General features: G+C 70.5%; 25 protein-coding genes. 8 read left to right on the forward strand and 17 right to left on the reverse strand.

Annotation, left to right across the window (positions count from 1 at the left end; translation table 11 throughout):
• Positions 1-57: 57 nt before the first annotated feature.
• The 3 genes from AC3WLZ_RS11545 to AC3WLZ_RS11555 form a co-directional block, all read right to left on the reverse strand.
• The gene (locus AC3WLZ_RS11545) at positions 58-1,083 is read right to left on the reverse strand and encodes an ABC transporter permease (protein ID WP_492470107.1); all 1,026 of its coding nucleotides are present in this window, start codon (positions 1,081-1,083) and stop codon (positions 58-60) included.
• Positions 1,080-2,459 (reverse strand): amidohydrolase family protein, encoded by a 1,380-nt coding sequence (locus AC3WLZ_RS11550; protein WP_492470108.1) that lies wholly within the window; start codon positions 2,457-2,459, stop codon positions 1,080-1,082. The genes AC3WLZ_RS11545 and AC3WLZ_RS11550 overlap by 4 nt, the downstream gene beginning before the upstream one ends.
• A gap of 134 nt (positions 2,460-2,593) precedes the next feature.
• Positions 2,594-4,027: an amidohydrolase family protein gene (locus tag AC3WLZ_RS11555; RefSeq protein WP_492470109.1), complete on the reverse strand. Its 1,434-nt coding sequence runs from the start codon at positions 4,025-4,027 to the stop codon at positions 2,594-2,596.
• 130 nt (positions 4,028-4,157) lie between these two features.
• On the opposite strand from AC3WLZ_RS11555, the gene AC3WLZ_RS11560 reads away from it, so the two are divergent.
• Together AC3WLZ_RS11560 and AC3WLZ_RS11565 are read left to right on the forward strand one after the other, a co-directional pair.
• Positions 4,158-5,198 (forward strand): ketopantoate reductase family protein, encoded by a 1,041-nt coding sequence (locus tag AC3WLZ_RS11560; protein WP_492470110.1) that lies wholly within the window; start codon positions 4,158-4,160, stop codon positions 5,196-5,198.
• 119 nt (positions 5,199-5,317) lie between these two features.
• Positions 5,318-6,010 (forward strand): helix-turn-helix domain-containing protein, encoded by a 693-nt coding sequence (locus AC3WLZ_RS11565; protein ID WP_412925082.1) that lies wholly within the window; start codon positions 5,318-5,320, stop codon positions 6,008-6,010.
• A gap of 13 nt (positions 6,011-6,023) precedes the next feature.
• Here AC3WLZ_RS11565 and AC3WLZ_RS11570 read toward each other — a convergent pair whose 3' ends face one another.
• From AC3WLZ_RS11570 to AC3WLZ_RS11580, 3 genes are read right to left on the reverse strand one after another with little or no spacing between them, the layout of a single operon-like run.
• Positions 6,024-7,088, reverse strand: a complete 1,065-nt coding sequence (locus AC3WLZ_RS11570) for a zinc-dependent alcohol dehydrogenase (RefSeq protein WP_492470979.1) — start codon at positions 7,086-7,088, stop codon at positions 6,024-6,026.
• 5 nt (positions 7,089-7,093) lie between these two features.
• A complete protein-coding gene (locus tag AC3WLZ_RS11575) occupies positions 7,094-7,405 on the reverse strand; it encodes a Dabb family protein (RefSeq protein WP_492470111.1) in 312 nt (103 codons plus the stop codon).
• A gap of 9 nt (positions 7,406-7,414) precedes the next feature.
• Positions 7,415-8,881 carry an amidohydrolase family protein gene (locus AC3WLZ_RS11580; protein WP_412925084.1) on the reverse strand — a complete coding sequence of 489 codons (1,467 nt, stop codon included), beginning with the start codon at positions 8,879-8,881 and terminating at the stop codon, positions 7,415-7,417.
• A gap of 144 nt (positions 8,882-9,025) precedes the next feature.
• Between AC3WLZ_RS11580 and AC3WLZ_RS11585 the strand changes: the two genes are divergently transcribed.
• The gene (locus AC3WLZ_RS11585; RefSeq protein ID WP_492470112.1) at positions 9,026-10,030 is read left to right on the forward strand and encodes a ketopantoate reductase family protein; all 1,005 of its coding nucleotides are present in this window, start codon (positions 9,026-9,028) and stop codon (positions 10,028-10,030) included.
• Between the two features lie 4 nt (positions 10,031-10,034).
• Here AC3WLZ_RS11585 and rlmB read toward each other — a convergent pair whose 3' ends face one another.
• Both rlmB and cysS read right to left on the reverse strand, forming a co-directional pair.
• On the reverse strand, positions 10,035-11,033 hold the full coding sequence (rlmB, locus tag AC3WLZ_RS11590; protein WP_412925086.1) for a 23S rRNA (guanosine(2251)-2'-O)-methyltransferase RlmB: 999 nt from the start codon (positions 11,031-11,033) through the stop codon (positions 10,035-10,037).
• Positions 11,026-12,426, reverse strand: a complete 1,401-nt coding sequence (gene cysS, locus AC3WLZ_RS11595) for a cysteine--tRNA ligase (RefSeq protein ID WP_492470113.1) — start codon at positions 12,424-12,426, stop codon at positions 11,026-11,028. Before cysS ends, rlmB begins: the two co-directional genes overlap by 8 nt.
• Before the next feature lie 68 nt (positions 12,427-12,494).
• Here cysS and AC3WLZ_RS11600 point away from each other — a divergent pair, with 68 nt between their 5' ends.
• Positions 12,495-12,956, forward strand: a complete 462-nt coding sequence (locus AC3WLZ_RS11600; RefSeq protein WP_492470114.1) for a GNAT family N-acetyltransferase — start codon at positions 12,495-12,497, stop codon at positions 12,954-12,956.
• On the opposite strand, the gene ispD is transcribed toward AC3WLZ_RS11600, so the two are convergent.
• A complete protein-coding gene (gene ispD / locus AC3WLZ_RS11605) occupies positions 12,953-14,155 on the reverse strand; it encodes a 2-C-methyl-D-erythritol 4-phosphate cytidylyltransferase (RefSeq protein ID WP_492470115.1) in 1,203 nt (400 codons plus the stop codon). The two genes, AC3WLZ_RS11600 and ispD, sit on opposite strands and share 4 nt — an antisense overlap.
• Positions 14,156-14,198: 43 nt before the next feature.
• Entirely contained in the window at positions 14,199-14,681 is a 483-nt protein-coding gene (locus AC3WLZ_RS11610; protein WP_056229249.1) for a CarD family transcriptional regulator, read from the reverse strand.
• A 204-nt stretch (positions 14,682-14,885) separates the two neighbouring features.
• Here AC3WLZ_RS11610 and AC3WLZ_RS11615 point away from each other — a divergent pair, with 204 nt between their 5' ends.
• Entirely contained in the window at positions 14,886-15,434 is a 549-nt protein-coding gene (locus AC3WLZ_RS11615) for a DNA modification methylase (RefSeq protein ID WP_492470116.1), read from the forward strand.
• 57 nt (positions 15,435-15,491) lie between these two features.
• On the opposite strand, the gene AC3WLZ_RS11620 is transcribed toward AC3WLZ_RS11615, so the two are convergent.
• Together AC3WLZ_RS11620 and AC3WLZ_RS11625 are read right to left on the reverse strand one after the other, a co-directional pair.
• Positions 15,492-16,175, reverse strand: coding sequence for a response regulator (locus AC3WLZ_RS11620; RefSeq protein ID WP_412925091.1), 684 nt, complete (start codon positions 16,173-16,175; stop codon positions 15,492-15,494).
• Complete coding sequence (locus AC3WLZ_RS11625) at positions 16,172-17,389, reverse strand: sensor histidine kinase (RefSeq protein ID WP_412925092.1); 1,218 nt, start codon at positions 17,387-17,389, stop codon at positions 16,172-16,174. Before AC3WLZ_RS11625 ends, AC3WLZ_RS11620 begins: the two co-directional genes overlap by 4 nt.
• Positions 17,390-17,557: 168 nt before the next feature.
• Between AC3WLZ_RS11625 and phoU the strand changes: the two genes are divergently transcribed.
• Positions 17,558-18,232 carry a phosphate signaling complex protein PhoU gene (gene phoU / locus AC3WLZ_RS11630; protein WP_412925093.1) on the forward strand — a complete coding sequence of 225 codons (675 nt, stop codon included), beginning with the start codon at positions 17,558-17,560 and terminating at the stop codon, positions 18,230-18,232.
• 63 nt (positions 18,233-18,295) lie between these two features.
• Here the strand turns inward: phoU and AC3WLZ_RS11635 are convergent, their stop codons facing one another.
• Positions 18,296-19,042, reverse strand: a complete 747-nt coding sequence (locus AC3WLZ_RS11635) for a phosphoglyceromutase (RefSeq protein ID WP_412925094.1) — start codon at positions 19,040-19,042, stop codon at positions 18,296-18,298.
• 52 nt (positions 19,043-19,094) lie between these two features.
• On the opposite strand from AC3WLZ_RS11635, the gene AC3WLZ_RS11640 reads away from it, so the two are divergent.
• The gene (locus AC3WLZ_RS11640) at positions 19,095-19,892 is read left to right on the forward strand and encodes a class I SAM-dependent methyltransferase (protein WP_492470117.1); all 798 of its coding nucleotides are present in this window, start codon (positions 19,095-19,097) and stop codon (positions 19,890-19,892) included.
• On the opposite strand, the gene AC3WLZ_RS11645 is transcribed toward AC3WLZ_RS11640, so the two are convergent.
• The 4 genes from AC3WLZ_RS11645 to AC3WLZ_RS11660 form a co-directional block, all read right to left on the reverse strand.
• Positions 19,893-21,002: an FUSC family protein gene (locus AC3WLZ_RS11645; protein ID WP_492470118.1), complete on the reverse strand. Its 1,110-nt coding sequence runs from the start codon at positions 21,000-21,002 to the stop codon at positions 19,893-19,895.
• The gene (gene ygfZ, locus AC3WLZ_RS11650) at positions 20,999-22,102 is read right to left on the reverse strand and encodes a CAF17-like 4Fe-4S cluster assembly/insertion protein YgfZ (RefSeq protein WP_492470119.1); all 1,104 of its coding nucleotides are present in this window, start codon (positions 22,100-22,102) and stop codon (positions 20,999-21,001) included. Before ygfZ ends, AC3WLZ_RS11645 begins: the two co-directional genes overlap by 4 nt.
• Positions 22,102-22,701, reverse strand: coding sequence for a heme-binding beta-barrel domain-containing protein (locus AC3WLZ_RS11655; RefSeq protein ID WP_492470120.1), 600 nt, complete (start codon positions 22,699-22,701; stop codon positions 22,102-22,104). The genes ygfZ and AC3WLZ_RS11655 overlap by 1 nt, the downstream gene beginning before the upstream one ends.
• Before the next feature lie 134 nt (positions 22,702-22,835).
• Positions 22,836-23,126, reverse strand: a complete 291-nt coding sequence (locus AC3WLZ_RS11660; protein ID WP_412925099.1) for a hypothetical protein — start codon at positions 23,124-23,126, stop codon at positions 22,836-22,838.
• Positions 23,127-23,276: 150 nt separating this feature from the next.
• Here AC3WLZ_RS11660 and AC3WLZ_RS11665 point away from each other — a divergent pair, with 150 nt between their 5' ends.
• Positions 23,277-23,969, forward strand: a complete 693-nt coding sequence (locus AC3WLZ_RS11665; protein WP_412925100.1) for a winged helix-turn-helix domain-containing protein — start codon at positions 23,277-23,279, stop codon at positions 23,967-23,969.
• Positions 23,970-23,983: the final 14 nt, after the last annotated feature.

Raw genomic sequence — 23,983 nt, forward strand, 5'->3', positions numbered from 1 at the left:
GGCGCGACGGATCGCCCGTCGACCCGGGGGCGGGTCGCGGTGGACGATGAGCCCGGGTCAGGCTCCCGGACGCCGTCGCATGAGGTTCCGGATTCGTGAGGTGGTGCCGCCGAGCTGGAGCTGAGCGACGATGCCGACGCCGATGATCAGCGCCTGCACGATGTTCTGCACGGCGGTTGCCTGCGTGAACGTCTGGACCAACTGGGTGAGCTGGGCAAGGAAGAGTGCGCCGAGCGCGGTGCCGACGACGCTGCCCCGTCCACCGGTGAGGGCGGTGCCGCCGAGGACCACCGCGGCGATCGAGGGCAGCAGGTAGTCCTCGCCCGCGGTGAGGGTCGGGGTGCGCAGCAGGCCCGCGAGGAGCACGCCCCCGACGGCGGCGAGCGCGGCCGACAGGACGTACGCGACGATTGTGTACCCGCGCGTGCCGATGCCGAGGTTGGCGGCGCTGCGCGGGTTCTCCCCCACCAGCTCGAACCGCCGTCCCAGACGTGTCAGCTTCAGCACGACGTGGACCACGAGCGTCAGCGCGAGCGCGAAGAACACCAGGACGGGGATGCCACCCCACCGGCTGAGCGCGAACTGGTTGAGCGCGTCCGGGCTCTGGGTGGCGAATCCGCCCGACAGGGCCTGGACTGTGCCGATCATGAGCGCGTTCACGGCGATCGTCACCACGAGCGGTGGGAGGCCGAACACGGTGATCACGACGCCGCTGGCCAGGCCGAACAGAGCCGTGGCGACGATCGCCGCCGCGATGGCCGCGGGAAGACCCAGCGCGTCGTCGCCGCCGAAACGAGCGACGATGAGGGCGCCGAGCGTCACGGCCCCCGGGATCGACAGGTCGAGGCCACCCTGCTGGATGACCAGGGTCTGCCCGATCGCGACGATGGCGATGAGCGCGGCGAACGGCAGCATCGACACGATGGCCGTGGGTCCCACGCTTCCCGGTGCGATCAGCGGGCTGATGACGAACAGGGCGGCGACGGCGATGAGTGCCCGCGTTCCCGGCCACGCCAGCACCATCCGCGCCGTGGGACCGTGGTCTTTCGGCGCGAGGCGTGCGGGAGCGGCGAGGTCGGTCATGCCGTCACCAGAGCGGGGTGCCAGGTGCCGTCGAGGCGCGCCTCGGGCATCTCACCGAGCAGGTAGCTGCGGGAGGCTTCGGCATCCGCCTTCAGCCGGGCGAGGTCGACGCCGACGAGCTCGCCGTCCTTCTTCACCCGACGGCCCTGCACGAAGACGTCGCGGACGAGGCCCGGGTGCGCGGAGTACACGAGGCTGCCGATCGGGTTGTTGAGCGGGGTCAGGGCGAGCGAGCGGTCGTCGAGCACGACGATGTCGGCGGCCTTGCCCACGGCGATCGACCCGGTGGTGTCGGACAGGCCCGCGGCGTGCGCGCCATCGATCGTGGCGAACTGCACGACGTCGGCGCACGTGAGGCTGATGCGCTCGAGCACCTCGCCGGTGTCGACCGACGGGGCGTTGTCGAGGGCGCGCTGCATGCCGATCGCGGTGCGCATCGTGGCGAACATGTCGCCGCCGTTCGAGCTGCACACGTCGATGGAGAACGTGGGACGGATGCCGGCACGCAGCAGCCGGCCCGTGGCGGGGAAGCCGTGGCCCATCTGCATCTCGACGTCGGGCGCGACCGAGGCGGTGCCGCCGCTGTCGGCGATGAGCTTCAGTTCGTCGTCCCCCAGGGTGCAGCAGTGCACGTAGGTGATGCGGTCGGAGAGCAGCCCGTCGGCGTGCATCTTGCGGATGGGGCCCGACTTACCCCAGTACCCGTCGCCGGCGTGCATCGTGACGCGCAGGTCGAGGTCGGCGGCGAGACGGAAGTCGGCGACGTTGACCTCGGGGGTTACGAACTGCGGACCGCGCAGCGCGAGCGCCATCGTGACCAGCCCGCCCCCGGAGGAGAAGTGCTCGTCGCGGACGCGCCGGGCGTCGTCGGGGTGGACGTTCGCCGAGGGCAGGCTGCCCCACTGGTCGGCACCGCCGCCGTGGGCGAACACGGCGCGCATCCCGGTGTCCTTGAGCGCGGCGACGGCGGCGTCGGCGTGTTCGGGGGTGGCGAGGTTGTGCGACCAGTCGACGAGCGTGGTGATGCCGGAGTCGAGCGCCTCGAGCGCCCCGAGGTAGTTGCCGGTGTAGGTGTCCTCCGGGCGGAAGTGCTTGCTGAGCCCGGTGTGGAGACCCGCGAGGTACTCGGTGAGCGACCAGTCCGACGCGAGGTTGCGGACGACCGACTGCCACGTGTGGCGGTGGGTGTCGACGAAACCGGGGTGCACGATGCGGCCGTGGACGTCGATGACCTCGGCATCGCCGGCATCCAGGCCCTGCCCGATGGCCTCGATCGTTCCGTCCGCGCCGATCAGGATGTCGGTGTCGGTGAGGACCTCGCCGGGGCGGACGGCCGTGATGACGGTCCCTCCCCGCAGCAGCGTACGCGTGCTCATGTGGTGGTGACTCCCTCGTCGAACCGGAGCGACGTCGCGCCGGTGGTGTTCGTTGATTGGATGCTAGAAAGCAGGACTGAACGTGTCAAGTATTTGTTATCACTGTGTGCAGTGCGTCCAGCAGGGCTGAAAGGTCACGCGCGTTCGCGGTACAGCGGGATGTCGATCGGGGGCTGCGGGATGAACGATCCCGCCCCGCCCATCCGGTCGTAGAGGAACTCGTGCGAGCGCTCGAGCGTGTTCGTCGCGGCGGCGACGTCGACGTGCGTGAGCACACCGCCCCGCTTGACGACGCGCCCGTCGACGAACACCGTGTCGACGCAGCCGGCGTGAGCCTGCGAGACCACCGCGCCGGTCGGATCCGCGCGGTTCCAGCCGACCTGACTGATCCCCGACATGTCCACGAGCACGATGTCGGCGCGCTTGCCCACGGTGAGCGACCCCACGAGGTGGTCCACCCCGGCCGCCCGTGCACCGTTCAGCGTGGCCCAACGGAGGGCGTCCTTGGTCGTCCACGACATCGTCTGCGGCGCACGCATGACGGCGTACTCGGGCTCGTCGGCGCGATAGCGCGAGGCCTGCAGGACGAGACGGCTGTGGGAGACCATGTCTCCGCCGTTCCCCGAGACGCAGTCGATACCGAGACTGGGCCCCGCAGTATGGGCGGTGGCCTCGGCGATGGCCGGGTATCCCATGCCCATCTGCATCTCGGTCTCAGCGCACACCGACACCGTCACCCCGCTGTCGTCCAGCAGATCCCACTCGTGCGGGGTGTTGAAGGTGCAGTGCACGAGGAGGAGGTCGTCGGCCAGCAGCCCGTGGGCGTGCAGCACCTCCACGTCCTGGAAGAGCTGGCGGACCATGACCTGGTTGGCGTGGAAGGTGATGCGCGCACCGAGGTCGCGGGCGAGACGGAACTCCGCGGCCACGTCGGCGACGGGGGCGATCGCCAGCTCTTGCGGGGCGATGCCGAAGCGCAGGAGTTGGTCGTCGCTCGCGAAATACTGCTCCCGGATCTCCCGCGCGAGATGCGCGCGCGTGGCCAGGGCCGCCGGATCCGATCCGGCCCGGGATCCGCCCCGCGACTGGCTCCACGTGTTCGTGGTGATCGGTGTGAGCCCGTGCCCGTAGAGCGCCCGGATACCGGCATCCCGGAGCCCCGTCACGGCGGCGTGCGCGCCGTCCGGATCGAGGATGTTGTGGCAGTAGTCGACGATCGTGGTGATGCCGGAGTTCAGTGCGTCGAGAGCCCCCACGTAGTTGCCCGCGTACATGTCCTCGGCTCGGTAGAGCGGAGCCATGTGCAGCCGGATGCCGCGCAGGTAGTCGGGGATGTTGCCGTCGGCCAGGATGCCGCGCAGCGCGGTCTGCCACGTGTGGCGGTGCGTATCCACCATCCCCGGGATGGCGATCTTGTCGCGCCCGTCCACGATCTCGGCGTCGGCGACCGCGATGTCGGGGCGGATCTCACGGATGATCCCGTCCTCGAGGAGGATGTCGGTGCGAGGCAGATCCCCGAGCCCGTCGTCGACCGTGGCCGCCGCCACGTTGCGGATGAGTGTGCGCATTCTTGCTCGCTCCCTCGCGATCCGTTCGGGTCTTCCTCGACCCGACGTTGTGCTGAACTACACACGAATGTACAGTCGCTCCCAGATTTGTAAAGCTGTAGCGAACGTTTCTTGGCGTCGAGGAGGACCCATGACCAGAACGAGCCCCCGCATCGCCGTGCTCGGCACGGGCGCACAGGGAGCCAGCGTCGGCGCCGATCTGCTGCGAGCCGGTCTCGACGTCACGTACATCGAGCAATGGCCCGCACACGTCGAGGCCATGCGCGCCCGCGGCATCGAAGTGCGCCTGCCCGACGAGACGCACGTCACGCCCGTGCACCCCCTGCACCTGTGCGAGGTCGCGACGCTGCGCGAACCGTTCGACATCGTCTTCATCGTGGTGAAGGCGTACGACACGCGCTGGGTCGCCGAGCTCATCGCGCCCCACGTCGCCGAGGACGGCCTCGTCGTCGGGCTCCAGAACGGGATGACCCAGGATGCCATCGCCGCCGCCGTCGGCGCGCACCGCACGATGGGCGCGGTGATCGAGGTGGCATCCAACATGTTCGAACCCGGCATCGTGAACCGTCAGACGCCCGTCGCGGGCTCGTGGTTCGCGGTCGGCGCCTACGACGACTCCGCCCGCGGTCGCGAGCACGAGGTGCAGGCGGTGCTCTCGCACACCGGTCGCGTCGACGTCTCCCCCGACATCCGCTCCTCCAAGTGGATGAAGCTCGTCGCCAACGCCGGCGAGCTGGTCCCCTCCGCGATCCTCGACCTCCCCCTGGCATCCGCCGTCGCCCTTCCTGGTGTGCACGACTTCATGATCGAGTGCGGGAAGGAGGCCGCTCGCGCCGCCCTTGCCGACGGCAGTCGCCTCGTCCCGATCTTCGGCCTGTCCGACGACGCCGTCACCGACCCCGATCGATACGCCGCTGACCTGCTCGGCGAGGTGCTGGACAGCTTCTCCCTCCCCGACACGAACACGACCGTTCTGCAGGACTGGATGAAAGGCCGCCACGCCGAATACGACGAGGTCAACGGCCTCGTCGTGTCGGTGCTCGCCGGCGCGGGGCAGGAAGCACCGTTCAACGCGCACACCGTCCGTCTCGCGAAAGAGATCGAGGCGGGCCGGATGCCGCGCTCCGCCGCCAACGTCGACGTCCTTCTGGACGTCCCCGGGCGCGGGTGAGGCCCGGTCGTGTTCAGGCGCGGCGCACACGATGTGCGCAGGGCGACGGGTAGCGTGGTGCCCCGAGGGGCGGTCGCCCGGTGATCGGGGTCGCCGCCTTCGGAAGAGGAGGCGCCGACATGACCGACGACATCGGTGGCAGACTGCGCGACGCGCGACTGCAGCGCGGGATGAGCCTGCGCAGCGTCGCGAGTTCTCTGGGCGTCTCGGCGAGTCTCATCTCGCAGGTCGAGACCGGGAAGACGCAGCCGTCCGTTTCGACGCTGTACGCGATCGTCACGCACCTGGGCATCTCGATCGATGAGCTGCTGGGCGTCTCGCCGACGCCTCCGGCGGGTGCCGTGGCGCCCGTGCCCGAACCCCTTCCCGCCGACCTCACCGTGCAGCGCGCCGCGGAGAACGCCGTCCTCGATATGGAGAACGGCGTGCGGTGGGAGCGTCTTGCTGCGGGCGTGGGTCCCGCCGACTCGTTGCTCGTCACCTACCAGCCCGGCGCCTCCAGCTCCGTCGAGGGCAAGATGATGCGCCACGCCGGCGTCGAGTACGCCTACCTGCTCGAGGGCGAGCTGACGCTGCGCCTGGAGTTCGACACGTTCACCCTGCGCGCCGGCGACAGCCTGCACTTCGACTCGGTGCGTCCGCACCTGTACGTCAACCAGAGCGATGCGATCGCGCGGGGCATCTGGTTCGTGGTGGGTCGCCGCGAGCAGAATCAGGCCATGCCGTCGGCCGGCCAGCAGCTCGGCGCGCCGCGCGAGACCATCGGGTCAGCGGTCGACGTCCTCCGCGCGATGGACGACCTCGACCGCTGACCGACGCTCGGCGTCAGGCCGTCGCCGACCGGACGCCGTGCCGCGCGACGCGACGGTGCGAGGCCGTCGGGTCGATCACCGTCTTGATCTGGCGCGATCCGCCCCGGGTGAGCGGCTCCAGCGCCCCATCGGCGACCTCGTCGAGGGGCAGGACCTCGTCGGCGACATCCGTCCAGTCGGCCCGACCGGCCAGCAGTTCCACCGCGCGCGGCAGATCCGCCGCGATCACGTGCGCGACCGTACCGACGATCGTGAGCTCGCGCAGGGTCCAGGCGCCGAGGGGCACCGGCACGTCTTCCCGCTGGATGCCGACCGGCACCAGGACCGCTCCCGGCAGCGCCGCGGCCACGACCTCGTCCCACCCCGCGCGCGAACCGCTCACCTCGAACAGCACGTCGGCCTCGCGCCCTGCGGCGGCGAGCTCTCCGGCGACGGAGTCCTCCCCCGCGAGCAGGGTCCGCTCGGCGCCGAGAGCCCGCGCGAGGTCGAGCCGGTCCTGCGACCGGTCGACCGCGAGCACGCGCGCCCCGACCGCCGCCGCGGCATAGGTGATGAAGGCGCCGATCCCGCCGATCCCGAGGACGACGGCATCCTGGCCCGCCGACAGGCCACTGCGCGAGACGGCGTGCACGGCGATGGCCATCGGCTGCGCGAGCGCGAGAGTATCGGATGCCAGCCCCCACGCGGTCACGTCGAGCAGCGTCGCGGCGGGCACGCGCACGAACTCCGCGAGCCCGCCGTCGACCTGCAACCCCGCCGTGCGGTACCGCCGACAGAGGTTCGTGCGCCCGGCGCGGCAGGGCTTGCACTCGCCGCACGAGATGCCCGCCCCGCAGACGACCTGCGCTCCGACGGGCAGGTCGACGCCGTCGCCCACCGCTTCCACCGTGCCGGTGAACTCGTGGCCGAGGACGACCGGCAGGTGAGTGAGGACCGGACCGCGCGAGAACTCCGTGGCATCCGATCCGCACACTCCGCACCCGGTGACCCGCACGAGGGCCTCGCCCGGGCCGGGGGCGGGAACGGGGCGATCCTCGATCCGCAGATCCCCGGCGCCGTAGAGGACGGCCGCACGCATGCGCGTCACAGGGCGGTCCCGTCGGGTACCTCGAGCTGCACGGCCTGACGCGACTCGATCATGCGCGAGAGGTGCGCCTCGTACACCGCGGCGTGCTCGGGCGAGTCGAGGTACACCGCAAGGGCCTCCTCGTCCGCGACGAGCGCGACGACGCCGTAGTCGGCCGGACTCGGACGGAGCCGCAGGTTCGCGCCGCAGCGGTATCCGCGGAGCACCGGCAACGCCGCCGCCATCTCCTCGAGCGCTCCCGTCAGCGCCTCCACCTCCTCGGGGCCGACCTCGGGTCTCCAGGTGAACAGTGCGGCGTGCAGGATCATGCGGCCCTCTCAGTCGTTGGCGCGGGCGACGACATGCGCGTCGCCGTCGGTGTAGCGGTACGGGTTCTCGATCTCCTCGTCGACGGGGATCTCGGGGTGCATGCCCTCGGCCCACGCCTGCTCCCCCAGCTTCGACCGCACGTACTCGACCGATGCCGCGACCTTGTCGCGGACGGGTGCGAGCGGCAGGCCGATGCGCTTGCCCTGGTACTTCACGACCTTGCCGTCCACGACGACGGTGTGCACGTCGGCCGTGCCGGCCTGATAGACGACGTGGGCGTAGGGGTGCAGGATCGGGGTCATCGCCGGGGACTCGTCGTTCTTGATGAGCACGATGTCGGCGCGCTTGCCCGGGGTCAGCGAGCCGATTCGATCTTCGAGACCGATCGAGAGGGCGCCGCCCATCGTCGCCATGCGCAGGACGTCCTCGGCACGAAGGCGGTTCGCGACGATCGTCTCGCCGCGCGCGTGCGCTTCGAGGTGGTCGCGCGAGCGGTCGGCGCTGAGGGTGGCGCGCATCGCCGAGAAGAAGTCGGCGCTCCACCAGACGCTCGTGTCCATCGACAGGGATGCCGGGATGCCGTGCTTGCGGATCGCCCACGTCGAGGGGTACCCCTGGCCAGCACTCTGCTCCGACTCCGTCGCGACCGACACGGTGCCGCCGGTCGCGGCGATCTTCTGATAGCTCTGCTCGTTCAGGGACGCCGAGTGCACGTAGGTGACCTCGGGCGTCATGAACCCGGCCTCGTACATCTGGGTGATCGCGGTGTCGGTGGTCGCGCCCCACACACCCGCGTGCGTCGTGACGCGCAGCCCCAGCTCGCGGGCCGCCTCGAACGCGCCGCGCTCGGGGAAGTCGGACGCCCCGGGGACGTCGAACGCGAGCTGCAGCGTCATCATGTCGTCGGGCGAGGAGAAGTTCTTCGACACGAAATCGCGGAACTCGGGGGCGTTGGCCCACTCCCACGGCGCCCCGAGGTAGTTGCCGTAGCCGAGCACGAAGCGGCCGGGGATCTCGCGCAGCGCCTGCAGGGCGGCCTCGCCGTACTCGGGCGTGCGGAGGCCGTGCGACCAGTCGAGGGTGGTGGTCACGCCCGTGTCCACTGATTCCAGGGCGCTGAGGAGGTTGCCGGCGTAGACGTCCTCGGGGCGGAACACCTCGCCCCAGTTGAGGTAGTAGAAGACGAAGTACTGGCTGAGCGCCCAGTCGCCGCCATACCCTCGAAGTGCGGACTGCCACATGTGGCGGTGGGTGTCGACGAAGCCGGGGGTGACGATGCCCCCTGCGGCGTCGATCTCGAGCGTGCCCTCGGGCACCTCGAGACGGTGTCCGACCGCGGCGATATCGCGCCCGATCACGAGGACGTCGGCGTCGTCGAGAACGCCCTGTTCGTCCATGGTGATCACGGTCGCGTTGCGGAAGACGAACGGACGGTCGGCCGAGAACTGTTCGGCGGCGGGTGTGGTGTCGGTCATGGCCTTCTCCCCATCGAGAATGTTCGTTCCTGGTTTACACTCTCCACAGGGCGGAGGCAAGAGTCCGATTTTCGTTCAGTCGTGATGCATGAACGACCCGAGCTCTCCCTACCGCGTTCGCTGACACTCCAACGAAGGAGCGACATGTCCACTCCGTCCATCGCCGTGCTGGGTGCGGGCGCCAACGGCGCCTCGATCGGTGCCGACCTCATCGACGCGGGCCTGGATCCGGTGCTCATCGAGCAGTGGCCCGCGCACGTGGAGGCCATGCGTCGCGACGGCTTGCGGATCGAGATGCCCTCGGGCACGCGGCACGTGCGTCCCCGCACGCTGCACCTGTGCGAGGTCGCGACGCTGCGCGAGCCTTTCGACCTCGTCCTGCTCGTGACGAAGGCCTACGACGCCCGATGGGCCGCCGCGCTCATCGAACCGCACCTCGCCCCCGATGGTGCGATCGCGGCCGTCCAGAACGGCATGACGACCGAGACGGTCGCCGACGTGGTCGGTGCCGACCGGTGCGTCGGCGCGGTCATCGAGATCTCGTCGACGATGACCGATCCCGGCGTCGTCCATCGCCACGTCGACCCCGAGCGCTCGTGGTTCGCGGTGGATGCCACGGCTCCGCGCGGACACGATGTGGCCGACGTCCTGTCGCACTCCGGCGAGGTCGCCCGCGTCGACGACATCGCGTCGGCGAAGTGGATGAAGCTCGTCAGCAACGCCTCGGTCCTCGTCCCGACCGCGGCGCTCGGGCTGCCCATGGTCGACGCGATCGAGGTGCCGGGCATGCGCGACCTCATGCTCGAGGCGGGACGCGAAGCGCTCCGGGTCGCCGGCGACCACCGGGTGCTGCCGATCTTCGGCCTGACCGCCGAGTCGATCGCCACGTCGCCCGACGTCGTGGAGACGATGCTCGACGCGCTGTACACGCGCTTCACCGTTCCCGGTGCCACGACGACGGTGCTCCAGGACTGGCGGAAGGGCCGCCACAGCGAGGTCGACGACATCAACGGAGCCGTCGTGGCGGCGGGGCGGCGTCTCGGCATCCCGACGCCGGTCAACGAGTCGATCGTCGAGGTCGGCCACGCCATCGAACGCGGTGAGATGGAGCCCGCCCTCGCCACGCTGCAGCGCATGCAGCGCGGCTGAGGGATCAGCCCGCGTTGCGGAGCGTCGAGACCTGGTAGAGCGCTACGGATGCCGCGATGCCCGCGTTGAGCGACTCGGTCGCGGTCGAGATCGGGATCGACACGACCTGGTCGCACGTCTCGGTGACGAGGCGGGACAGGCCCTTGCCCTCGGACCCCACGACGATCACCACGGGACGATCGGCGAGCTGCAGCTCGGGGAGCGAAACTTCGCCGTCCCCCGCGAGACCCAGGACGAACACGCCCTGCTTCTTGAAGTCCTTGAGCGTGGCGGTGAGGTTCGCCGCCAGAGCCACCGGGACGCGCGCGGCCGCGCCGGCGCTGGTCTTCCACGCCGCCGAGTTCACGCTCGCCGAGCGACGCTGAGGCAGCACGAGGCCCTGTCCGCCGAACGCCGCCGTGGACCGGATGATGGCACCGAGGTTGCGCGGGTCGGTCACGCCGTCGAGCGCCACGAGCAGCGGCAGTTCGCCCCGGTCGATGATCGACTCGAGCATGTCCTGCGGGTGGGCGTACTCGTACGGCGGCACCTTCAGGGCGACGCCCTGGTGCACGCCGTCGAACCCGGCCATGCGGTCGAGCTCGGGACGGGTCACCTCGAGCACCGGAATGCCGCGGTTCGTGGCGATCGACAGCATCTCCTTGACGCGGTCATCCATCTCGACGCGCTGCGCGATGTAGAACGCCGTCGCGGGGATCTTCGCGCGCAACGCCTCGAGGACCGAGTTGCGGCCGGTGACCGTCTCGGTGTCGTCGGCCTGCTTCGAACGCGCGCGGCCCTGCGACGAGCCGATCGGACGCACCCCCGGCTTGCCCTTGCCGCCGGCGGCGGCGTAGCGCTCCTGCGCCGCCTTGCGCTTGCCGGCGACGTGCCAGGCGCGATCCTCGGCCTTGGGCGTGGGGCCCTTGCCCTCGAGCGCCTTGCGCGAGTGGCCGCCGGTGCCCTTCAGGGGGCCCTTCTTCTTGCCGGGGTTGCGTGCTCCCGGGCGTCCAGGCTTAGGCATCGATACTCCAATGGGTTCCGGCCGGAGTGTCCTCCAGCGTGATTCCGGCGGCGGCGATGGCATCACGGATGCGATCGGCGGCCGCCCAGTCCTTGTCGGCGCGGGCCTGGCCGCGTGCAGCGATGAGCTCGCGCATGAGCGCATTCAGCTGTGACTCCGCTGCGGCGTCGGCCTGATCACGAGAACCCGGGAAGGCGGAACGGTCGAGTCCGAGGACATGGACCATGCCGAGGACGTCCGACGCGAATCTCTCGACCTCAGTGCTGGGGTCGCCCGCCCAATCATAGGTTCTGTTCCCCGCGCGAACGGTCTCGTGCAGAACGGCGAGGGCGCGAGGCACGTTGAGGTCGTCGTCGAGCGCGTCCTCGAACTCCACCGGAAGAGTTGCCCCCAACGCCGAGCCGAACACCTGCTCGACGGTGGCGAGAAAGGCATCCACCCGCCCGAGGGCGCTCGCCGCTTCGTCAAAGGCGCGGTCCGAGATGTCAAGGCTCGAGCGATAGTGCGCGGTGGCGAGGGCGTAGCGCACGACGCGCGGGTCGCGCTCGGCGAGCACGTCGTCGGCCAGCGTGAAGTTGCGGAGCGACTTCGACATCTTCTGGCCGTTGACCGTCACGAGGCCGTTGTGCACCCAGTAGCGCGCGAACGGATCGCCCGCCGCCGTGGACTGCGCGATCTCGTTCTCGTGGTGGGGGAAGCGCAGGTCGAGACCGCCGCCGTGGATGTCGAACTCCGGACCGAGGTAGCGCCGTGACATCGCCGAGCACTCGATGTGCCAGCCCGGACGTCCGGCTCCCCACGGCGAGGTCCAGGTGGCGGAAGCGGGCTCGCCCTCCTTCGCGCCCTTCCACAGCGCGAAGTCACGGGGGTCGCGCTTTCCGCGGGGGTCGGCGTCGGCGGCGGACTCCATGGCATCCACGCTCTGGTGCGTCAGCTCGCCGTACGCGGGCCACGAGCGCACGTCGAAGTACACGTCGCCGGCGGACGCGTAGGCATGTCCGCGGTCGATGAGCTCGGCGATGAGCTCCTGCATCTGCGTCACCGAGGCGGTGGCACGCGGCTCGTAGGTCGGGGGCAGGATGCCGATGGCGGCGTAGGCCCGTGAGAACTCCAGCTCCATGCGGTACGCCAGCGCCCACCACGGCTCGGTCGCGGTGGCGTTGGCGAGCACCTTGTCGTCGATGTCGGTGACGTTGCGCACGAACGTCACGCGCCCGAATCGGTGCGTGAGCCAGCGGCGCAGCAGGTCGAACGCGAGAGCCGCGCGGACGTGTCCGATATGGGGACCCGACTGCACCGTGGGGCCGCAGACGTACATCGTGACGTTCGCGGGGTCGACGGGGACGAAGTCGCGCAGAGCCTGCGCTTTCGTGTCATACAGCCGAACGGTCACCGCACAAGCCTACCGGCCGCCCCTGACGGCGACCCGTGCCCGAAACACGAGGGCGTTAGGGTCGCAGCATGCCGCTGGAGATCCGACTCGATGACGTGGCCGTGGCCGACACCCGCGCGCTCGTGACCGCGCACGTGTCGGGCATGCTCGAGAACACCCCGCCGGAGAGCTGCCACGCTCTCGACGCCGACGCCCTCGTCGACAACGGCGCGCTGCTGTGGTCGGCGCGCGTGGACGGGGAGCTCGCCGGCATCGGCGCCCTCTCCCCGTTCGGCGAGGATGCCGGGGAGCTCAAGTCGATGCGCGTCACCGACGGATTCCTCGGTCAGGGGATCGGCCGGGCGATCCTGCGGCACATCATGACCGAAGCGCAGGAGCGTGGCATCCGGACCCTGTGGCTGGAAACGGGCAGCGGCGACGACTTCCTCGCCGCCCGGTCGCTCTACGCGAGCGAGGGGTTCGTGGAGTGCCCGCCGTTCGGGTCGTACCGCGACGACCCGTTGTCGACGTTCATGATGCGCGAGCTCTAAGCCGGGACGACGAGCGCGGTCGCGAACGCGGCGACGCCCTCGGCGCGCCCGGTGAAACCGAGGCCGTCGGTGGTCGTCGCGCTGACCGACACGGGAGCACCCCCGAGCGCAGCCGACAATGCGCGCTCCGCTTCGGCACGGCGACCCGCGAACCGCGGGCGATTGGCCTGCACCTGGACCGAGACGTTGCCGATCCGCCAGCCCGCCTCGCCCAACAGGTTCCGCGTGTGCGCGAGGAAGGCCTCGGCGTGCGCGCCCGCGAACTCCGGCCGGTCAGTACCGAAATGCGTGCCGATGTCACCGAGACCGGCCGCCGCGAGGAGGGCGTCGACGATCGCGTGCGCGACGGCGTCACCGTCGGAGTGCCCCGACAGCGCCGGTTCCCCCGGCCATTCCAGCCCCGCCAGCCACAGCACGCCGTCGCCGCCGAAGGCGTGCACGTCGGTGCCGATGCCCACGCGGGGCGATCGCGCGAGCTCGGCGTGGCGCTCGGCACGGGGCTCGACGTCCGCGATCAACGCTCTCGCGCGCTCGAGGTCGGGGCCCGTGGTGATCTTGAAGGATGCCTCGTCCCCGGCAACGGTGATCACGGTGTGGCCCGCGGCCGCGACGAGCGCCGCATCATCGGTGTGCTCGGCGTCCGCAGCGCGGACCGCTTCCTGCAGCACATCCCGACGGAAGCCCTGCGGGGTCTGCGCGGCGGCGAGCTCAGACCGGTCGACGGCCGCGACGATCGCTCCCGCGGCGTCCACCCGCTTGATCGTGTCGACCACCGGGACAGCCGGGATGACGGCTTCGGCGCCGCCATCGAGGGCCGCGACGACCCGGGCGAACACCGCCGGCGGGGTGAGCGCTCGTGCGGCGTCGTGCACCAGGACCGTGTCGACATCCGCCCAGAGAGCGGCCACGCCGGCGGCGACGGACGACTGTCGCGTTGCTCCGCCGGCGACCACCGAGACGAGGTCGAGGCGATCTCCGGCGACCTCGCGCGCGTCGGTCAGCGCAGCGCCCTCGTATCCCTGCGGCACCGCGATGACGACCTGGGCACGCGGAGCGGCGAACACGCCGCGCAGCGCGTGGCGCAGAATCGTGTGCCCATCGAGACCGACGAACGCCTTGGGTGCGCCCCCGTTCAAACGGGTGCCGGAGCCGGCGGCGACGACGATGACGGCCAGACGCGGAACGGGTGCGGGAATCACCCGACCACGCTAGCGCGGACGCGGGTCGGAACCGCGCGCGCCGTCAGGACGCGAGGACCTCGTCGAGAACGACGCTCGCGCGGTCTTCGTCGGTCTTCTCGGCGAGCGCCAGCTCGGACACGAGGATCTGACGGGCCTTGGCCAGCATGCGCTTCTCGCCGGCGGACAGACCGCGGTCCTGGTCGCGGCGCCACAGGTCGCGGACGACCTCGCTCACCTTGATGACGTCGCCGGACGCGAGCTTCTCGAGGTTCGCCTTGTAGCGACGCGACCAGTTGGTCGGCTCCTCGGTGAAAGGCGCGCGCAGCACCTCGAAGACGCGGTCGAGACCCTCTTTGCCGATCACGTCACGAACGCCGACGAGGTCGACGTTGTCGGCGGGGACCTCGATGACCAGGTCGCCCTGCGTGACGTTGAGCTTCAGGTACTTCTTCGTCTCGCCCTTGATGACGCGTTCTTTGACCTCGATGATCGTGGCCGCGCCATGGTGCGGGTAAACGACGGTCTCGCCAACCTCAAAAAGCATGGAGTTATGTCCTTTCGGCAACATCCAGGATACCACAGGCCCCGATGCGCTAAGGTTCCGCCTCCCCCTTCATCCCCCTCTCCGCGCCCGCGAGGCCGCGTGCTCCCGCGCCCGCGAGGCCGCGCGCGAGCCACCCGCGAACCGGGCCCCGCTCGCCGACCCCGTAGGATGATCTGGATGCCGTCTGTCGTTCCGGGAGGATCCGTGAAAACGCGCCTGTTCGCGTCCCTGGCCGTAGGGGCCGCCATCGTTCTCGGGACGACGGGATGCAACCTCGTCGCACCCCAGGCGACCACGATCGACTACTCGGCGTCCGACGGGGTGAACGTTCCCGCCTCCGGTCCGCTGCAGGTGCGCAACGCACTCATCGTCGCCGACGAGGAGGGCACGGCCGGCAACCTCGTCGCGGCCATCGTCAACGACACCACCCAGGCTCAGACCCTGCGCGTCGAGGTGGGCGAGGCGGGCAGCACCGTGCGCGCATCGGTCATCGTGCCCGCGAGCAGCACCGTGAGCCTCGGCGACCTCGCCAACGACGTCGAGCCCCTGGCTCTCGACGGCTTCGAGGGCGCGCCCGGCTCGACCGTTCCCGTCTTCTTCCAGTCCGGCGACGGCGAGGGCGCCCTCATCGACGTGCCCGTCCTCGACGGCGCGCTGGAGTACCTGAGGACCCTCGCTCCCACGCCCACACCGACGAGCACCCTCGTTCCGACGCAGCCCTCGGCCACGCCGACGCCGACGCCGTCCTCCTGATCTTCACGACGAAGGCGCCGACGGATCCCCGTCGGCGCCTTCGTCGTTCGTGGCCGGTCAGGCTTCGAACCGGTACCCGAGTCCGCGCACGGTGACGAGCATCGACGGCTCGCTCGGGCTCTGCTCGATGCGCGACCGGATGCGCTTGATGTGCACGTCGAGCGTCTTGGTGTCGCCGAAGTAGTCGGTCCCCCAGACGCGGTCGATGAGCTGGCCACGGGTGAGCACGCGTCCGGCGTTGCGCATGAGCACCTCGAGGAGCTCGAACTCCTTCAGGGGCATGTTGATCTCGCCGCCGTCCACCGAGACGGTGTGCCGGTCGATGTCCAGGGTCACGCGCCCGCCGCTGAGGATGCGCTCATCCAGGTCGGACTCCTCCGGGCTGCGGCGACGCAGGACCGCGCGCATGCGAGCCAGGAGCTCGCGCGTGGAGTAGGGCTTGGTGACGTAGTCGTCGGCTCCGAGCTCGAGCCCCACCACGATGTCGACCTCGGAATCCTTCGCGGTCAGCATGATGATCGGCACCTGGGACGTCAGACGCAACTGGCGGCAGACCTCGGTCCCCGGCATGCCCGGGAGCATGAGGTCCAGCAGCAGGATGTCGGCCCCGCGCTCGCGGAACGCGGTGAGAGCCAGTGCGCCGTCCTCGGCGATCTCGACCTCGTAGCCCTCCCTTCGCAGCAGGTAGGCGAGCGGGTCGGCGAGATCGGGCTCGTCCTCGACGATCAGAACACGGGTCATGCGGTGTCTCCCTTCACGGGTGCGGGACGGGTTGCAGGGCCGGACTTGCGGCTCTTGCGACGCGCCTTGGGACGAACGAGGTCGAGGTCGGGCGCCTCGGACCGGGGCAAGCGGATGGTGAACGTCGAGCCGCGCTCGGGCCGAGACCACAGGCGAACCTCACCGCCGTGTCGCTGCACGGCGTGCTTGACGATCGACAGGCCGAGGCCCGTGCCTCCGGTGCGCCGCGAACGCGCCTGGTCGGCACGGTAGAAGCGTTCGAACACGCGGTGCTGATCGCTCTCGGGGATGCCGATTCCCCGGTCGGTGACGGCGATCTCCACGACGTCCTCGTCGAGCTTGATCCCCACCCCGACCTTCGAACCCTGCGGGGAGTAGGCGATGGCGTTCGCGATGAGGTTGCCCACCGCCTCGGTCAGGATCTGCGGCTCGCCCCGGACCCACAGGCCCTTCGTCCCCCCGCGCACGACGGTGACTTGGGCGGAGTCGGCCTGGATCGTGTGCGACTCGATCGCGGCCGTGACGACCTCGTCGATCGAGACGTCGCGCACCTCGCTCAACTCGTCCGACGCCTGAAGCCGCGACAGGCTGAGGATCCGGTTCGTCAACGCGGAGAGGCGCTGGATCTCCGCCTGCAGCCGACCGGAGAAGTACCGCACCTGCGCGGGATCGTCCGCGGCGGACTCGATCGCCTCGGCCAAGAGGCTCACTGCACCGACCGGAGTCTTCAGTTCGTGGCTGGTGTTGGCGACGAAGTCGCGGCGCATCTCCTCGACGCGCTCGCGCTCGGTGATGTCGCGGAGCACGAGGAGCACCAGCCGTGGCGACACGGGTGCCGCACGGACGGCAACGAGCCGCGGCTCGGCCGGCGCCGCACCCCGCCGGAGCCGGAGCGTCTCGCTGACGGAGGCACCGTTCTCGCGCGCCGCCCGCGCGACGCGGCGCAGATCGTCGTCGGCGATCGCGCTGCCGGCATCCAGCCCGAAGACCTCGGCGGCTGGAGACAGCGCCAGGACGGTCGCCGACGTGTCGCACACCACGGCGGGGTCGTCGAGGGCACCGAGCATGGACTGCACGCCCTCGGGGAGCTCGGAGGAACCCTGGGCGAGAGCCCGTTCCCTGGCTCGCTGCGCGACGACGATGAGGCTCACGACGGAGCTCCCGACGATGATTCCCACGAGGAGCGCGAGCAGCGAGAGCTGCGTGTGATCCATGCCCCCAGCGTAGAGCCGCCCATCGGACGTCACCGGACGTTCAGACGGGGAGGGCGAGGGCGAGCGGCTACTATTCACTGTCACAGCACCACTCGTTAACCTTCGGTGGGAAGAATCCCGGAGGGTCGCGGGACATGTGTGTGCCGTGCCGACGAGGAAGGTATCGCGATGCGCGAAGTGTTCCACCAGTCCCTCGAGGACGTCCAAGGTCGACTGGTCGAGATCGCCGATCTGGTCGCGGTCGCCATCGACCGTGCGACGCGCGCCTTCGGCAGCAGCGACGTCTCCCTCGCAGAGGAGGTGATCGAGGCCGACGCGATCATCGACGAGAAGGCCATGGCCCTCGACGAGCTCGCGATCGAGATCCTCGCCCGTCAGCAGCCTGTCGCTCGCGACCTCCGCATCGTCGTGACGGCGCTCCGGGTCAGCGCCTCGCTCGAACGTATGGGAGACATGGCCGAGCACATCGCTCAGCTCGCGCGTTCCCGCTTCCCCGAGCGCGCCATCCCCAAGGGCCTCAAGAGCACGTTCACCCGCATGGGTGAGCTCGACGTGGAGGTCGCACGCAAGCTCGCCGAGCTGCTGCGCACGCAGGACCTGCGTATCGCGGAGGAGATCCGCGACGTCGACGACGACATTGACGAACTGCACATCAGCGTCTTCGAGAAGGTGCTCGGCGACTCGTGGAAGGGCGAAGCCACCGCAACGGTCGACGCGACGCTCGCCAGCCGCTATCACGAGCGGTTCGCCGACCACGCGGTCTCGGTGTCCAAGAAGGTCGTCTACCTCGCCACCGGAGACTGGGCCGGCGCCGACGACGTCACGCCGACGACAGCGCTCTGACGCCGCACACGTCGAAGGGGGTGGATGCCACTGGCATCCACCCCCTTCTCGTTGACGCGGGCGTTACTTCTTGTTGCCCTGCGCCGCGACGGCAGCAGCACCGGCCGCGGCGGCCTCGGGGTCGAGGTACTCGCCGGGTCCGAGCGGCTTCATGTCGTCGTCGAGCTGGTAGACGAGCGGGATGCCGGTGGGGATGTTCAGCTCGGCGATATCGGCGTCACTGATTCCCTCGAGGTGCTTGACGAGGCCACGCAGCGAGTTGCCGTGCGCGGTGACGAGCACCGTCTTGCCGGCCTGCAGGTCGGGGACGATCTCGCTGTGCCAGTACGGGAGCATGCGGTCGATGACGATCTTCAGCGACTCGGTGTCGGGCACCTCGCCGTCGATGCCGACGTAGCGCGGGTCACCGACCTGGCTGTACTGGTCATCAGCGGGCAGCGGCGGCGGCGGAACGTCGAACGAACGACGCCAGAGCATGAACTGCTCGTTGCCGAACTCCTCGAGCGTCTGCGCCTTGTCCTTGCCCTGCAGGGCACCGTAGTGGCGCTCGTTGAGACGCCACGAACGCTTCACGGGGATCCAGAGGCGATCGGCCGCGTCGAGGGCGATGTTGGCCGTCTGGATGGCACGGCTGAGCACCGAGGTGTGCAGGACGTCGGGCAGCACACCCGACTCCTTCAGGAGTTCGCCGCCGCGCTGGGCCTCGGCCTTCCCCTGATCGGTGAGCCGGACGTCGACCCAGCCGGTGAACTGGTTGGTCTTGTTCCACTCGCTCTGCCCGTGGCGGAGGAGGATCAGCGTGTGAGGCATGCCTCCATGCTAGCGACGCCGAGCGAGCCCCTCGGAGCCGACGCCTGGCATCATGTCGCAAGTGACTCCCTCCCCCGTCGGACGCCCCACGCGCGGCACCACGGGAGTCAATCGCCTGCGCCGCGTGGACCGTTGGATCGCGCGGCATCCGGTGCTGCGACGCGCGGACGATCCCCTCGTCGTCGATCTCGGATTCGGAGCGAGTGCCATGACCCCCCTCGAACTGCATGCGCGCCTCCGCCGCACCCGTGCCGACGTCGAGGTCCTGGGACTCGAGATCGACCCCGAGCGCGTCGCTCGGGCGCGGGCACAGGCGGAGGGCGTGGAGGGGATCGGCTTCGCGCTCGGCGGCTTCGAGGTACCGACGCCCGCTGGACGGCGCCCGGCAGTGATCCGCGCGATGAACGTACTGCGGCAGTACGACGAGGCCGACGTCGCCGGGGCGTGGGCGCGGATGTGCGCGCGGCTCCCACCCGACGGCATCCTGGTCGAGGGAACGTGCGATGAGATCGGCCGCGTGGTGACCTGGGTCGAGGTGGGGGCGGATGCCGTGCCCCGGTCGCTCACGGTGTCGTTGCGGCTCGCGGATCTCGACGATCCCGCGATCCTCGCCGAGCGGCTCCCGAAGGCGCTGATCCACCGCAACGTCCCGGGCGAGCGGGTGCACGACTACGTCGCCGCGCTCCAGCGCGAGTGGAACCGCGCCGCGGCGGTCGCGCCGTTCGGGCCCGTGCACCGGTGGCGGACCGCGGTCGAGGCGCTGGCCGCCGACGGGTGGCCCGTGCGGGGCCGATCGCGCTGGCGGCTCGGCGAAGTCGGGGTCGACTGGAGCGCCGTCGCCCCCGGCTGATCACACGCGCGGCAGGAGCGCCTGAGCCTCGGCGAACGGCATACCCGTCGCCACCAGCAGGTCGACCGTCAGCGGCCGCATCGCGGCCACGAGGTTCAGCTCGCCGACATTGCCGTCGGGGAGGATGCGTGCCGGGTCGAGCCGGGCGGCGAGGGCCGCCAGCGTCGCGCGGGCGGCGGGTTCGACCGAGACGTCGTCGAGCGCGTCGCGCACGAGACCCGCCCCGCGCTCGATCTCGGCGAGCAGGTCTGCGGGAACGGCCCGCGACTGACCGTCGGCGCACAGGTACGCGGCCCGTCGCCCCACCACGCGGAGGTTGCGGGTCGCCAGGTCCATCGCGGCGCGGACGCGGGCGTGCCGTTCCAGCTCGGTCCGCTGGCGGCGCAGGAACGGCGAGATCCGGGCCACTTCCTGCCCGGATTCGAGCGAGCCGCTCCACGCGTCCACGTAGGTCTGCAGCGCTCGCGCGCGTTCCAGCCCCCGCTCGGCACGAGCACGGTCGCCACGCCGGAGCGCACGGACGATCGTCGCGATGGCGACGTCGAACGCGTCGAAGAGCTCGTCGGCATCCCGCAGTTCCGTGCGGCGGAGAGTACGCGGGATCAGCGCCGTCACGAGCAGGGCCGCCACTCCCCCGACGACGCCGTCGATGAGACGGACGAACGGGGCGCCGGTCACGATCACCAGGGCGATGAGCGACTGGACCACGGCGGCCAGCGCGAACCCCGGCTGCGGCGAGAGGAACCGCGCCACGACGAGAGTCACGAACATCGCCACCGCGATCTGCCACCACCCGGCGCCCGCGATCAGGAGGACCAGCTCGGCGAGCAGGATGCCGACGAGCATCCCCGCGACGGTCTCGGCGACGCGCCACGGTCGGGCGTCCCGCACCAGGCCGAGGCTCGACACCGTCACGGTCGCCGCGAGAAGGGGAACGGTGTGTCCGAGCACGAAATGCGCGAACACGAACGCCGCGGTCGCGGCGACGACGATCTGCACGATGGCGGGGAGCGACTCGCGCACACGACCCCACCGACGTCGAAGCGTCGTGCGCAGGCGCGAGCGCGGCACGACGACGCCGACGGTCGTCGAGGACTCCTCGCCTGTCATCCCGCGGCGCGTCGGCGTCCGAGGCGCGGCAGCCGCGGAACCCCGGCGGTGGCCCCCGCGTCGGCGGGCACGACCGTCTCGACCGCGGCGGCGATCGGACCGTCCGCGGTGTCGACCACGTATGGCACGTCGGCGGGCGCGGTGCGCTTGACGAGGGCGAGCGCGATGGGGCCCTCCTCGTAGTGCACGGCGACGGAGGTCACGGCCCCGATCGCGTCGTCACCGACGCGCACCACGTCACCGCGCGACGGGAGCACGCTGTCGCTGCCGTCGAGCTGGAGCGCGACCACGCGGCGCGGCGGATGACCGAGGTTGTGCACCTTCGCGACGGTCTCCTGGCCGCGGTAGCAACCCTTCGACAGGTGCACGGCGGTGCGAAGCCAGTCCATTTCGTGCGGCAGCAGCCGCTCGTCCGCGTCGACCGACACGCGCGGACGCCACGCGGCGACCCGGAGTGCCTCGACGGCCTCGCGCCCGGCGAGGGACACCTCGCCGGCCACCGCCGCGGCGACGATGCGGTCGAATTCCGCGGTATCCACGACGGCTTCCGCCCAGTCACGGTCGGCGCCGGGATGATCCTCGACGCGGGCGTACGCCCAACCACCCGGAGAGACTTCGGGCCACGGGTCGACCCACACGACGGGGACCCCCGCAGGGGCGAGCGAGTTCAGCGACCCCACCGCAGCGCGTGTCCCGCCGATCACGAAAGCCTCTTCCGACCGGTCGCGCACCTCGACACGCAGGCGGAAGCGCATGCGGCCGAGCCACGCGGCGAGGGGCTCGGCGTCGGCGGCATCCACGATCAGCCAGGTGGTCTCGCCGTCATCGATGACCGACGCGGCGTGCTCGACGCGACCGTTCGGATCGAGGATGAGCATCTCGGTCGACACGCCCGAGGGCAGATGCGTCAGGGCCTGCGACGACAGCGAGTCGAGCCAGCTCAGCCGATCGGGGCCGTCCACCGACAGCACCCGACGTTCTCCCAGCGGTGCGAGCGCCGCGCCGGATGCGAGCCGGCGCTGCTCGGTCAGGGGCGAACCGACGTGGCGGAGGCCCGCCTCATCGACGATCGCGCCGGGAACCTCCGAGAGCGACGCCATCACTCGGCCCGAGCCAGACGGGCGGACGCGTGGGAGGCGAGTTCGCGGCCGAACGCTGCGATGTCCCACGCCCACAGCAGGTGGTCGTCGACGAGGCCGTAGAGACGGGTGGCGGAAGCGTACGGCTTGGCGCCCGCCGTGCGGACGATCGCGTCGCTCGCGAGGTCGACGCGGGGCCCCCGCACCTGGCCGATGTACAGCTCGAGGACGCCGTTCGAGTGGGCCACGCTCACCTCGAGCGGGAACCCGCCCTCGGCGGTGCGGAGCGTCTCGACGTCGTCCGCGGTGCGGCGCGGCGCGGACTCGGTCGGCGGGAGGAGCGCGGGTCCGGCATCGGCGTCGGTGGCCGGACGAGCCACCCGCCAGTAACCGGTCTCGGACACCAGGGCGCGACGGTCTTCACCGTCGAGCAGCCACGCGTGCGCCGAGTAGTTCAAGAAGTCGCCACCGTCATGGCTGAAGCTCACGCGGTGCGCGAACTCGCCCGAGAAGGTGCGACCGTCGGCCTCGTAGTCGATGACGCCGGTCCCCTCCCACACCCCGATCAGCCACGACAGCGGGACGAGGTCGGCCGGAAGGTCGGTCGGAATCTCGATCACGACGGCCCTCGTCAGCGCTGACCGCGATAGAGGTTCCAGATGACGGTGCCGGAGACGAAGGCGATCGCCAGCGAGGCGAGACCGAGAAGTCCCACGAAGAAGAGTTCGAGCGCGAGGAGATCCATGCGACAACTCTATCGGGGAACGATGGATGCCAGCCCGAATGCGGCCGTGATGAGACCCAGCACGACGACGGCTCCCAGGACGCTCGCCGCGACCCGCTGGATGAACGCCTGCGAGCGTCCGTACCAGAGCTGCACGGCGAAGGCGGCGATGACGCATCCCCCCAGCGCGACCGTGATCCACGGGGCGTGCAGGTCGGTGGGAACGAACAGCCCGATCGCGAGGCCGGCCACGAGGGCGAGCACCCAGACGGCGACGATGCCGCCGAACGTGCGGCGCGGCGCGAGGTCGGGAGTCGACATACCGTCCATCATCGCGCACACCGGCCCATCGGCGCGCGAGGAGGATGCGCGAGGCGCGCCGCGACGCGGGCGGCGGCGGGGGTGACGGCACGACCGCGCGGCTCCCCCCTAAGATGGGCGGGTGCGGCAGGACCGCACTGGGAGGTCCGTTTGGCTCAGCTTCTCGTTCTCAGCTCCGCCCCCGGCGGTGGTGCGGCGTTGCCCGCGCTCGAATTGTTGAGCCATCGCGTGCGGCAGATCCCGGCCGAACCGGCGCAGCTGGTCAACGCCCCGAGCGCCGACGTCGTCTTCGTCGACGCGCGCGTCGACCTCGTCGGCGCCAAGTCGCTGTGCAAGATCCTGACGACGACCGGGATGGAAGCCCCTCTCGTCATCATCGTGACGGAGGGCGGACTCACCGCCGTCTCGACCGACTGGGGCGTGGATGACGTCGTGCTGGTCGGCGCCGGGCCCGCCGAGATCGACGCCCGCATCCGCCTGGCGATGGGTCGCCGCAGCGCCGAGCAGGTTTCGTCGCGCATCTCCACGTCCGGCATCACGATCGACGAGTCGTCGTATTCGGCGAAGGTCCACGGCAAGCCGCTCGACCTGACCTACAAGGAGTTCCAGCTCCTGCACTTCTTCGCCACCCATCCGTCCCGCGTGTTCACGCGTGAGCAGCTGCTCAGTGAGGTGTGGGGATACGACTACTTCGGCGGCACCCGCACGGTCGACGTCCACGTCCGCCGCCTGCGCGCCAAGCTCGGCGACCTCGAGCAGCTCATCGGCACCGTGCGCAACGTCGGCTACCGGTTCAACGTGTACGAGGACGATCAGCCGCCCGTTTCCGCGACGTCCTCCTGACCCCCTCCGCGCAA

The sequence above is a fragment of the Microbacterium sp. FW305-3-2-15-F-LB2 genome, assembly GCF_058787255.1.

What these genes read in the sequence shown, in the direction of transcription:
- AC3WLZ_RS11545 (WP_492470107.1), bottom strand. Translation starts at nt 1,083, where the DNA reads ATGACCGACCTCGCCGCTCCCGCACGCCTCGCGCCGAAAGACCACGGT.
- AC3WLZ_RS11550 (WP_492470108.1), bottom strand. Translation starts at nt 2,459, where the DNA reads ATGAGCACGCGTACGCTGCTGCGGGGAGGGACCGTCATCACGGCCGTC.
- AC3WLZ_RS11555 (WP_492470109.1), bottom strand. Translation starts at nt 4,027, where the DNA reads ATGCGCACACTCATCCGCAACGTGGCGGCGGCCACGGTCGACGACGGG.
- AC3WLZ_RS11560 (WP_492470110.1), top strand. Translation starts at nt 4,158, where the DNA reads ATGACCAGAACGAGCCCCCGCATCGCCGTGCTCGGCACGGGCGCACAG.
- AC3WLZ_RS11565 (WP_412925082.1), top strand. Translation starts at nt 5,318, where the DNA reads ATGACCGACGACATCGGTGGCAGACTGCGCGACGCGCGACTGCAGCGC.
- AC3WLZ_RS11570 (WP_492470979.1), bottom strand. Translation starts at nt 7,088, where the DNA reads ATGCGTGCGGCCGTCCTCTACGGCGCCGGGGATCTGCGGATCGAGGAT.
- AC3WLZ_RS11575 (WP_492470111.1), bottom strand. Translation starts at nt 7,405, where the DNA reads ATGATCCTGCACGCCGCACTGTTCACCTGGAGACCCGAGGTCGGCCCC.
- AC3WLZ_RS11580 (WP_412925084.1), bottom strand. Translation starts at nt 8,881, where the DNA reads ATGACCGACACCACACCCGCCGCCGAACAGTTCTCGGCCGACCGTCCG.
- AC3WLZ_RS11585 (WP_492470112.1), top strand. Translation starts at nt 9,026, where the DNA reads ATGTCCACTCCGTCCATCGCCGTGCTGGGTGCGGGCGCCAACGGCGCC.
- rlmB (WP_412925086.1), bottom strand. Translation starts at nt 11,033, where the DNA reads ATGCCTAAGCCTGGACGCCCGGGAGCACGCAACCCCGGCAAGAAGAAG.
- AC3WLZ_RS11600 (WP_492470114.1), top strand. Translation starts at nt 12,495, where the DNA reads ATGCCGCTGGAGATCCGACTCGATGACGTGGCCGTGGCCGACACCCGC.
- AC3WLZ_RS11610 (WP_056229249.1), bottom strand. Translation starts at nt 14,681, where the DNA reads ATGCTTTTTGAGGTTGGCGAGACCGTCGTTTACCCGCACCATGGCGCG.
- AC3WLZ_RS11620 (WP_412925091.1), bottom strand. Translation starts at nt 16,175, where the DNA reads ATGACCCGTGTTCTGATCGTCGAGGACGAGCCCGATCTCGCCGACCCG.
- AC3WLZ_RS11625 (WP_412925092.1), bottom strand. Translation starts at nt 17,389, where the DNA reads ATGGATCACACGCAGCTCTCGCTGCTCGCGCTCCTCGTGGGAATCATC.
- phoU (WP_412925093.1), top strand. Translation starts at nt 17,558, where the DNA reads ATGCGCGAAGTGTTCCACCAGTCCCTCGAGGACGTCCAAGGTCGACTG.
- AC3WLZ_RS11635 (WP_412925094.1), bottom strand. Translation starts at nt 19,042, where the DNA reads ATGCCTCACACGCTGATCCTCCTCCGCCACGGGCAGAGCGAGTGGAAC.
- AC3WLZ_RS11640 (WP_492470117.1), top strand. Translation starts at nt 19,095, where the DNA reads ATGTCGCAAGTGACTCCCTCCCCCGTCGGACGCCCCACGCGCGGCACC.
- AC3WLZ_RS11645 (WP_492470118.1), bottom strand. Translation starts at nt 21,002, where the DNA reads ATGACAGGCGAGGAGTCCTCGACGACCGTCGGCGTCGTCGTGCCGCGC.
- ygfZ (WP_492470119.1), bottom strand. Translation starts at nt 22,102, where the DNA reads ATGGCGTCGCTCTCGGAGGTTCCCGGCGCGATCGTCGATGAGGCGGGC.
- AC3WLZ_RS11660 (WP_412925099.1), bottom strand. Translation starts at nt 23,126, where the DNA reads ATGTCGACTCCCGACCTCGCGCCGCGCCGCACGTTCGGCGGCATCGTC.